The sequence below is a fragment of the Phaeobacter sp. S60 genome, assembly GCF_000826845.1.
In the GTDB taxonomy this organism is placed as follows: Bacteria; Pseudomonadota; Alphaproteobacteria; order Rhodobacterales; family Rhodobacteraceae; genus Phaeobacter; species Phaeobacter piscinae.
The window spans coordinates 722,797-729,786 of record NZ_JSWJ01000003.1 but is presented as its reverse complement, the minus strand read 5'-3'; the positions used below and the strand labels follow the sequence as shown (position 1 = coordinate 729,786).

Genomic DNA, 6,990 nt, shown 5'->3' with positions numbered 1-6,990 from the left:
AGAGATTCATCAGCGGTCTTGTTGGCCTCGCGTGTCAGCCGGACCCGGATCAGCGTAAAGGGCAGCGCCACCACCGCGCCAAGGGTTGCGGTCATCGCGGCCAATCGCAACAGGGCGAAACGGGCAGATGCCTCTGCCGACGGATTTTGCGGGACAGCAAACCAGATTAGCTCCCACAGCATCAGCAGCAGGCCACCAAACAGCGCCAGAAACAGGCCGGACCACATCAGGGCAAGCAACAGAAACAGCCCGTCGCCGAACTGCGCCAGTCCCAGAATATCTTTGAGGCGGTCTAGCGGATCACTGTGCTTGCCCTCCGTTCGGGGCATGGCTGCATAAACGACAGCCACCGCCAGTGCCAAGCCGGTGAGGGTAATAAGCGCCCAAAAATACTTGGGGTCTATGGGCAGGGTAATCGTGGTCATGGCTACAATCTGGTTCTGAAAATCACTGCTGGAACCCTCTCATCGCCCCTGCATCGGGTCAACTGCGTTTGCGGTATCGGTTCTGGCCGCCTTAGCCTTGCAAGTGGCCCTTTCTGCGCATAGGTTCCCCTGCAAAATTAAGGGCGTCTCAAGCGCCTGTCACACAGAAGGAATATCCCATGGAAGGTGGCGCACTCGCCCAATTTCTCCCGCTCATTCTGATCTTTGGTATCATGTACTTCCTGCTGATCCGTCCGCAGCAGAAAAAGCTGAAGACGCATCAGTCGATGGTCGAAGCACTGCGCCGTGGCGATCAGGTGGTGACCCAGGGTGGCATCATCGGCAAGGTGGCCAAGGTCAAGGACGACGGTGAAATCGAAGTGGAAATCGCCGAGGGTGTGAAAATCCGCGTGATCAAAACCACCATCGCACAGGTTCTGAACAAGACCGAGCCGGCAGCGTAAGTAGCCCCGCTTAACCAACTGAAAAGGCAGGGCAATGCTGCAAATTGATCTCTGGAAGCGGGTTCTCATCTGGCTGGTCTGTGTGACCGGCCTTTTGCTTGCCCTGCCAAATGCGTTTTACACGCGCGTCGAGCAGGCCAATGACGCCGCCGCCGAAATAATCGCCAAGGGCGAGAGCCCCGAGCGGCTGGAGGTGGCGGGTCAATGGCCGTCCTTTATGCCGTCGTCGCTGGTCAACCTCGGCCTGGATCTGCGCGGTGGTGCGCATCTTCTGGCCGAGGTGAAGGTCGCCGACGTCTATGGCGCGCGTATGGATGCGCTCTGGCCTGAGGTGCGTGACGCGCTGCGGCCCGAGCGTGGTGAGGTCGGCACCTTCCGCCGCCAGCAGGCACCGGAGGGGCAGATTCGTCTGAAGATCTCCAAGCCCGAGGGCATGGCCCGCGCGCTAGAGGTTGTGCGTGGTCTGGCCAATCCGATCACCAGCCTGACCGGGGCCGGGGCCACCGATATCACCGTGTCCGGGACCGGTGACATTCTGACCGTGGAGCTGAGCGAACAGGAAAAGCTGGCCTCTGATGATCGCACGGTGCGGCAGGCGCTGGAAATCATCCGCCGCCGGATTGACGAGGTGGGCACGCGTGAGCCGACCATTCAACGCCAGGGCAGCGACCGGATCCTGATCCAGGTGCCCGGCATCGGCTCTGCGTCGGAGTTGAAGGCCATCATCGGCACCACCGCGCAGTTGACCTTTAACCCGGTTGTGGGCCGTGGCAGCGATGCCGACGCCAATGCGGGCGTGGGCAACAAGGTTGTGCCGTCGCTTGATGAGGACGGCGTGTTCTACACCGTCGAGGCCGCACCGGTGGTCACCGGCGAGGAGTTGGTGGATGCTCAGCCGTCGTTTGATCAGAATGGCCGCCCGGCGGTCAGCTTCCGCTTCAACACCACAGGCGCGCGCAAGTTCGGCGACTACACAGCGGAAAACATCGGCTCTCCCTTTGCGATTGTACTGGATGAAGAGGTGGTCTCCGCCCCGGTCATTCAGGCCCATATCGCAGGTGGCTCAGGTATCATCACTGGCAATTTCACCATCGAGGAAAGCACCAATATGGCGATCCTGCTGCGTGCCGGTGCCTTGCCTGCGGGGCTGGAATTCCTGGAAGAGCGCACGATCGGCCCGGAACTGGGGCAGGACAGCATTGATGCCGGCAAGGTTGCGACGATTGTCGCCTTTGTCGGGGTGCTGGTCTTCATGGCGCTGAGCTATGGTCTGTTTGGCCTCTTTGCGAATGTCGCGCTGATCCTCAACATCGGCCTGATCTTTGGCGCGCTGAGCCTGATTGGCGCAACGCTGACCTTGCCGGGGATTGCGGGTATCGTTCTGACGGTTGGTATGGCGGTCGACGCCAACGTGCTGATCTTTGAACGGATCCGCGAGGAGCTGAAAGCAGGTCGTGGTCCTGCACGGGCCATTGATGAAGGCTACTCCAAGGCGCTGAGCGCCATTTTGGACGCCAATATCACCACCTTCATCACGGCGGTGATCCTGTTTGCCATGGGCTCCGGCCCGGTGCGCGGCTTTGCGATCACGCTGGGGCTGGGGATCATGACGTCCGTCTTCACCGCGATCTTTGTGACGCGGGTGATCATTGTGATGTGGTTTGAACGGCGTCGTCCGAAAACGATCGAGGTGTGAGATGCGGCTGAAACTTATTCCCGAAAATACCTCGTTTGATTTCTTCAAGCGCTGGAAACTGTGGCTGGGCATCTCTGCCCTGATGATTGTCGTGGGTTTTGCCTCCTTTGCCTTGCAGGGGCTGAACTTCGGCATTGATTTTCGGGGCGGTACAACCATCCGCACCGAAAGCACCACGGACATCGATGTGGGCACCTATCGGGCTGCGCTGGAGCCGCTGGAGCTGGGCGACATCACCATCAGCGAAGTGTTTGATCCGACATTTGCCGAGGATCAGCATGTCGCCATGGTGCGTATTCAGGCGCAGGCTGATGGCGAGTCGATCTCTGGTGAGGTGATTGCCGAGGTGAACGCCGCGCTGGATGCGGTGGCGCCTGGCATCAAATTCGTGTCGGTAGAATCCGTCGGGCCGAAGGTCTCGGGCGAGCTGGTGCAGACGGCAGTCCTGGCGGTTGCGCTCGCGATTGGGGCGGTTCTGATCTACATCTGGCTGCGCTTTGAATGGCAGTTCGCGCTGGGGGCCGTCGCGGCGTTGGTGCATGATGTGGTGCTGACCATCGGCGTCTTCTCCGAACTCCAGATCAAGTTCGACCTGGCGATCATCGCTGCGCTGCTGACCATCGTCGGCTATTCGCTGAACGATACGGTGGTGGTGTTTGACCGGGTGCGCGAAAACCTGCGTCGCTACAAGAAGAAGCCGCTGGCGGAGGTGCTGAACATCTCCATCAATGAAACCCTGAGCCGGACCGTGATGACTTCGGTGACCACCTTGCTGGCGCTGATCTCGCTTTATGTGCTGGGCGGGGATGTGATCCGGGGCTTTGTCTTTGCGATGATCTGGGGTGTTATCATCGGCACCTATTCGTCGATCTTTGTTGCCTCCACCATCCTGCTGTGGCTGGGCGTGAAGCGCGACTGGACGAAGCCGTCAAACACCACCGGCAACCAGTTCGCCAATATCGACGCCTGAGCCGCCGCTTAGGTATGACATGTCAGAGGTCGCGTCCCGTCGGGATGCGGCCTCTTTTTATGGGTCTCAGCCGGGCTGGTATTTTGTCAGGGGGACGGACATGTTATGCAGCCGGGCAGGGCACCACACCACGCGCCCACCGCCGACCACGAACAGAGGATGCACGCCATGCGGTTGAACGAAGTTGCCTATACGGACGCCCTGCCTATCGACGGCTACGGGCCGGGTTTTTTTCGCGTGGGCGGTGAGGTGTTTCAGAGTTCTATCCTGACCGGGGCAATGGGGACCACGGGCTGGGGCGGCTATGAGGACGCTGACCCGCTGTTGGCACTTGTCGGCGAGGTGGATGTGCTGTTCATCGGCACCGGCGCCGAGGTCGCGCATATCCCGGCCAGCCTGCGTCAGCAGCTGGAAGGGGCCGGGATCGGGGTTGAGGCGATGAACTCTCCCGCGGCCTGCCGGACCTATAACGTCCTCCTCTCAGAAGGGCGCCGGATCGCCCTTGCGGCGCTCGCGGTCTGATCACCTGTCCATGATGGAAACAGGCTTGATCTGGCGCAAGGACAGGCCGCGCGGGATCGGGTTTTTCGACCAAGAACCAAAGAGGTAGGCGGATTTCATGACAGTGACCATTGCAGGGCTGAGCATCGCGCGCGGCGGCGTGCCGGTGCTGGAAGGGGTGAGCTTTGTGCTGACGCCCGGGCGGGCACTGATCCTGCGGGGGCCGAATGGCTGTGGCAAGACCACGCTGTTGCGCACCATTGCCGGGCTGCAACCGCCGCTGGCCGGTGAGGTGACAATAAACGGGACCGGCGAGGGCGACGATATCGCATATGCAGGCCACGCCGACGGGATCAAGCTGACCCTGACGGTGGCGGAAAACCTGAAATTCTGGGCGGCGATCTTTGCCACGGATGAGATCGACAGCGCGCTGGATGCCTTTGACCTGCGGTCCCTGTGTGATCGGCAGGCCGGGGCGCTTTCCGCCGGGCAGAAACGCCGGCTGGGGCTGGCGCGGTTGATGGTCACCGGGCGGCGTTACTGGATATTGGATGAGCCGACGGTCAGTCTGGACCGGGCCTCGGTGCAGCAGTTTGCGGATGTGGTGCAGGGCCATCTCGCGGGCGGCGGTGCGGCGTTGATTGCCACCCATATCGACCTTGGCCTTGACGGCGACACGCTGGACGTCAGCCGATTTCGCGCCAAGCTGCCGGATCTGGACAACTTCGACGGAGCCTTCCTGTGAGGGCGCTGTTGCTGCGCGACCTGCGGCTGGCCTTGCGCGCCGGTGGCGGCTTTGGTCTGGGGCTGGCGTTTTTCCTGATCGTGACGGTGCTGGTGCCATTCTCTGTCGGACCGCAGTCAGAGCTGCTGGGCCGCATTGCCCCCGGTGTGCTGTGGCTTGGTGCGCTCTTGGCCTGCCTGTTGTCGCTGGACCGGCTGCTGGCGCTGGACTGGGAGGATGGCACATTGGATCTGATGGCCACCGCTCCGCTGCCGCTGGAAGCGGTGGTGACGATCAAGGCGCTGGCCCATTGGATCACCACCAGCCTGCCGCTGGTGCTGGCGGCGCCTGTGTTGGGCGTGCTGCTCAACCTGCCGACCGCAGGCTTTCTGTGGCTGGTTGTCTCGCTTTTTCTGGGCACGCCTGCACTGTCGGTGATCGGCACCTTTGGCGCCGCACTCACAGTGGGGCTGAAGCGGGGCGGGCTGTTGATGTCGCTCTTGGTGCTGCCGCTTTACGTGCCGACGTTGATCTTCGGCGCAGAGGCCGCGCGGCGGGGGGCCGCGGGTATGGCGGTGGAGACGCCGCTGTTGATGCTGGCCGGTATTTCGGCCGCCACGCTGGCGCTGCTGCCCTTTGCCAGCGCCGCCGTCCTGCGCGTCAATTTGCGCTAGGATGAATGAATTGAGATCCCTTCAAGCAAGAGCTAAATAGCCACTATGTCGATCTGGGAATACGCCAATCCAAAGAAGTTCCTGACCACATCGGAACGGGTGATGCCTGCGCTGTGGGTCTCAGCCGCTGTGCTGTGCACGGTTGGGCTGATCTGGGGGTTCTTCTTCACGCCTGATGACTACCGTCAGGGCTCTACCGTCAAGATCATCTTCCTGCATGTGCCCGCAGCACTGATTGCGATCAATGCCTGGTTCATGATGCTGGTTGCCTCGCTGATCTGGGTGGTACGTCGCCACCACGTGAGCGCGCTGGCGGCGAAGGCTGCGGCCCCCATCGGGGTGGTGATGACGCTGATTGCGCTGATCACCGGGGCGCTTTGGGGGCAGCCGATGTGGGGCACCTGGTGGGAATGGGATCCGCGGCTGACCTCCTTTTTGGTGCTGTTCCTGTTCTACCTTGGCTACATCGCCCTCTGGGAGGCGATTGAGGACCCGGATACTGCCGCTGATCTGACCTCCATCCTATGTCTGGTCGGCTCGGTCTTTGCGGTGCTCAGCCGCTATGCGGTCAACTTCTGGAACCAGGGGCTGCATCAGGGGGCTTCGCTGTCGCTGGACAAGGAGGAGAATGTGGCGGATGCGTTCTCCAATCCGCTGTATGTCTGCATGGTTGGCTTTGGTCTCTTGTTTCTGGCGCTGGTGCTCTATCGCACCGGCACAGAGATCCGCGCCCGTCGGATGCGCGCCCTGATGCTGCGGGAAAGGATGCAAGCATGATGCCGGATCTTGGAAAATATGCGGTTGAGGTGCTCTCCTCTTATGCCGCTTCCCTGTTGCTATTGTTGGCGCTGCTGCTGATGACATTTGCCCGTGGCCGCCGCGTGCGGCGACAGATGCAGGAGATGGAGCAGCAGATGCAAAGCCAGGGAGGACCGCGCCGTGGCTAAGATCTCTCCCGTGATGGCGCTGCCCGTTCTGGTCTTTGGCAGTTTCGTTGCGCTGGCCTTTGCTGGCATGTTTCGCAACGATCCTGAAAGCCTGCCATCTGCGCGTGAAGGGCAATCAGCTCCGCCGGTTGTGCTGACCAGCTTTGCGGACGACCCCGGATTTGATGATGCGACACTGCGTGACGGCACTGTAAAACTGGTGAATTTCTGGGCTAGCTGGTGCGGCCCCTGCCGGGTGGAACATCCGAGCCTTGACGCTTTGTCCGAAGAAGGGCTGGCGATCTATGGCGTCAACTACAAGGATCAGGAAGACAATGCAGTTGGGTTCCTTGAGGAGCTGGGCAACCCCTATCGTGCCATTGGCCGGGATGAGGCCGGACGGATGGCGCTGGACTGGGGCGTCTATGGCGTGCCGGAAACCTATGTGATCGACGGTGAGGGGACAATTATCCTGCGCTTTGCCGGTCCCATTACGCAGCGGGTGATCGACACCACCCTGCGCCCGGCGCTGGAGCGTGCGGCGCAGAACTGATCCGGGTCCGCTGCCCCGCAAGGCAGACGGCGGAAAATCGACCCAAGCGGGGCCATT

General features: G+C 61.4%; 10 protein-coding genes. 9 read left to right on the top strand and 1 reads right to left on the bottom strand.

What is annotated here, in order from left to right; genetic code table 11:
- Positions 1-425, bottom strand: a 425-nt coding sequence (locus OO25_RS04925) for a hypothetical protein (protein WP_040178701.1), incomplete at its 3' end; no start/stop codon positions are given.
- A 179-nt stretch (positions 426-604) separates the two neighbouring features.
- Between OO25_RS04925 and yajC the strand changes: the two genes are divergently transcribed.
- The 9 genes from yajC to OO25_RS04880 all read left to right on the top strand — a co-directional run bounded on the left by yajC (position 605) and on the right by OO25_RS04880 (position 6,933).
- Positions 605-889: a preprotein translocase subunit YajC gene (yajC, locus tag OO25_RS04920; RefSeq protein WP_040169532.1), complete on the top strand. Its 285-nt coding sequence runs from the start codon at positions 605-607 to the stop codon at positions 887-889.
- Between the two features lie 34 nt (positions 890-923).
- Positions 924-2,585: a protein translocase subunit SecD gene (secD, locus tag OO25_RS04915; RefSeq protein WP_040178700.1), complete on the top strand. Its 1,662-nt coding sequence runs from the start codon at positions 924-926 to the stop codon at positions 2,583-2,585.
- A 1-nt stretch (position 2,586) separates the two neighbouring features.
- Positions 2,587-3,555, top strand: coding sequence for a protein translocase subunit SecF (secF, locus tag OO25_RS04910; RefSeq protein WP_040169527.1), 969 nt, complete (start codon positions 2,587-2,589; stop codon positions 3,553-3,555).
- 168 nt (positions 3,556-3,723) lie between these two features.
- Positions 3,724-4,077 (top strand): Mth938-like domain-containing protein, encoded by a 354-nt coding sequence (locus tag OO25_RS04905; RefSeq protein WP_040178755.1) that lies wholly within the window; start codon positions 3,724-3,726, stop codon positions 4,075-4,077.
- Between the two features lie 97 nt (positions 4,078-4,174).
- Positions 4,175-4,801 carry a heme ABC exporter ATP-binding protein CcmA gene (gene ccmA, locus OO25_RS04900; protein ID WP_040178699.1) on the top strand — a complete coding sequence of 209 codons (627 nt, stop codon included), beginning with the start codon at positions 4,175-4,177 and terminating at the stop codon, positions 4,799-4,801.
- Entirely contained in the window at positions 4,798-5,454 is a 657-nt protein-coding gene (ccmB, locus tag OO25_RS04895; RefSeq protein WP_040178698.1) for a heme exporter protein CcmB, read from the top strand. The genes ccmA and ccmB overlap by 4 nt, the downstream gene beginning before the upstream one ends.
- A gap of 45 nt (positions 5,455-5,499) precedes the next feature.
- Entirely contained in the window at positions 5,500-6,231 is a 732-nt protein-coding gene (locus tag OO25_RS04890) for a heme ABC transporter permease (RefSeq protein ID WP_040169524.1), read from the top strand.
- The gene (ccmD, locus tag OO25_RS04885; RefSeq protein WP_040169641.1) at positions 6,231-6,401 is read left to right on the top strand and encodes a heme exporter protein CcmD; all 171 of its coding nucleotides are present in this window, start codon (positions 6,231-6,233) and stop codon (positions 6,399-6,401) included. Before OO25_RS04890 ends, ccmD begins: the two co-directional genes overlap by 1 nt.
- On the top strand, positions 6,394-6,933 hold the full coding sequence (locus tag OO25_RS04880) for a DsbE family thiol:disulfide interchange protein (protein WP_040178697.1): 540 nt from the start codon (positions 6,394-6,396) through the stop codon (positions 6,931-6,933). The genes ccmD and OO25_RS04880 overlap by 8 nt, the downstream gene beginning before the upstream one ends.
- Positions 6,934-6,990 lie beyond the last annotated feature (57 nt).

What these genes read in the sequence shown, in the direction of transcription:
- yajC (WP_040169532.1), top strand. Translation starts at nt 605, where the DNA reads ATGGAAGGTGGCGCACTCGCCCAATTTCTCCCGCTCATTCTGATCTTT.
- secD (WP_040178700.1), top strand. Translation starts at nt 924, where the DNA reads ATGCTGCAAATTGATCTCTGGAAGCGGGTTCTCATCTGGCTGGTCTGT.
- secF (WP_040169527.1), top strand. Translation starts at nt 2,587, where the DNA reads ATGCGGCTGAAACTTATTCCCGAAAATACCTCGTTTGATTTCTTCAAG.
- OO25_RS04905 (WP_040178755.1), top strand. Translation starts at nt 3,724, where the DNA reads ATGCGGTTGAACGAAGTTGCCTATACGGACGCCCTGCCTATCGACGGC.
- ccmA (WP_040178699.1), top strand. Translation starts at nt 4,175, where the DNA reads ATGACAGTGACCATTGCAGGGCTGAGCATCGCGCGCGGCGGCGTGCCG.
- OO25_RS04890 (WP_040169524.1), top strand. Translation starts at nt 5,500, where the DNA reads ATGTCGATCTGGGAATACGCCAATCCAAAGAAGTTCCTGACCACATCG.
- ccmD (WP_040169641.1), top strand. Translation starts at nt 6,231, where the DNA reads ATGCCGGATCTTGGAAAATATGCGGTTGAGGTGCTCTCCTCTTATGCC.